A 1,659-nucleotide genomic window follows, 5' to 3' on the forward strand; every position below is an offset into this window, starting at 1 on the left:
TCAGATAATAAGTGAATTTCGTATAAGGCGTATTATGTTAATTTTAGCGATAATTAATTAAGCAAAGAAATTCTTCTTCTACTCATTCCTCTTTATCATCGACATTACTAACTTGGGGTGTTTTAGGATTATTTTTATGGATTCTATCACCTAAATAATATAAACCTAGCCCTGTTAGAATGATTAACTGGCTAATAATTGCCACATATAATGATGTACTAATGAAATAAATAATAAAATAAACTATTTTTGAACAACCAGCCAATATATCTAAAGATGAAAGATATCTTGCTACAATAGTTATAAAATAAGCTAATAAGCTTAATGCACTTAGATATGCAAATAATTGAGATAGAAAAAATCTTCTTGAAATAGCTATGCCATCTTTTTGAGGAGCTGGATCAACCATATCCTCATCCATTGTAGTACTTGAGAATGTTGAAATAGCAGCTAGTGCTGCGATATAAAATCCAGGTATTGTTTGTAAGAATCCAGCCATAAAATAAGTTATTTCATTATCAAATATATTAGCTTTTAAAGGATTTTTTAATGAACCAGGAAATTTATAAGCGATCCAACATAATAAGGCCGCTGTAAATATACCTATAATTAATGGAATATAGATATCTAAAATCTTTTTACTAACTTTTCCATGAGCCCATTCGATTTTTAAATAATCAAATGGGCGGAAGATAGACTCTGAAAACATAGCTCTTCCTTACGTTATATTAGCGAATATTCTATCGCATAACCCCTTATTTATTATAGGAGCAGAGGTCTTAGGTTGTCGCAGACTTGAACTCAAACGCTTTTTTTGAACTAAACTGAATTCTTCATCTTCTGATTTATATGTCGCATGCCTTTCGTGACCATTTACATCTTCAAACTTAATTTTAAAGGAAGAATCTTTTAAGTGAGGCTTTTCTGTAATTAAGTTTTTGAAAACATTAACAACATCATCCTTCATTTGACTCAATGTAGTAGAGTTAGGATTAACTAGACGTGTTGCGATATCTAGATGAGTTTCTATATTATTTTGTTTAAATTTACCTGCTCTATCAAAGTTAGTACTTATCGTTGGTTTTTCAACAAAAGAAATATCCTTAACACGGTCATTATTGAAAGCTTCCAACAAATCATAAAAAAAATCATTCTGGTATGAAAATTTTAATCTAAATCCCAACGGCTTTGGCTGTCCTGCGACATAACCATCTCTAGTAACTTTATAGGTATCAGTAGGATGATTACCAAAAAAATATGTTGATAAGATTTTATCAGATCGAGCTGTGCGTATTAAGTAATTTAAAGTATTCATAAAAACTAACGGAGTAATACCTGTATAATATTCCATGCCAAAATTGGCAATAGTAGGTTTACTTGGATCAATTTTAATTACTATATGAGATTGATTTAGCGTACCTTCCGTCGCATTTCTTGGTATTTGCCTATCTAATTGAGTATGTACATCACTTACTAAATATTGATCATCATCTAAATCGGTAAGACGAAATAGAATATCTATTCTATTATTAACATCATCAATTTCAATTTTCGCTAGTCTTCCATAAAATGCTGAACTAGCATAAGCATACGGTTTGTTTTCATACCCCCAACGAACTAGCTCTTTAAAGAAGTCAATAATTTTAAAATTTACTAGGG

General features: G+C 30.3%; 2 protein-coding genes. Both read right to left on the reverse strand.

Features of this window, described 5'->3' with window-relative positions:
• Positions 1–82: 82 nt before the first annotated feature.
• Positions 83–709 carry a hypothetical protein gene (locus tag NL42_RS18875; RefSeq protein ID WP_461313914.1) on the reverse strand — a complete coding sequence of 209 codons (627 nt, stop codon included), beginning with the start codon at positions 707–709 and terminating at the stop codon, positions 83–85.
• Between the two features lie 9 nt (positions 710–718).
• Positions 719–1,659: hypothetical protein (locus NL42_RS18880; RefSeq protein WP_461313915.1), on the reverse strand; the 941-nt coding region annotated here is incomplete at its 5' end.

It is taken from the genome of Acinetobacter sp. GN11 (genome assembly GCF_054823985.1).

What these genes read in the sequence shown, in the direction of transcription:
- NL42_RS18875 (WP_461313914.1), bottom strand. Translation starts at nt 709, where the DNA reads ATGTTTTCAGAGTCTATCTTCCGCCCATTTGATTATTTAAAAATCGAA.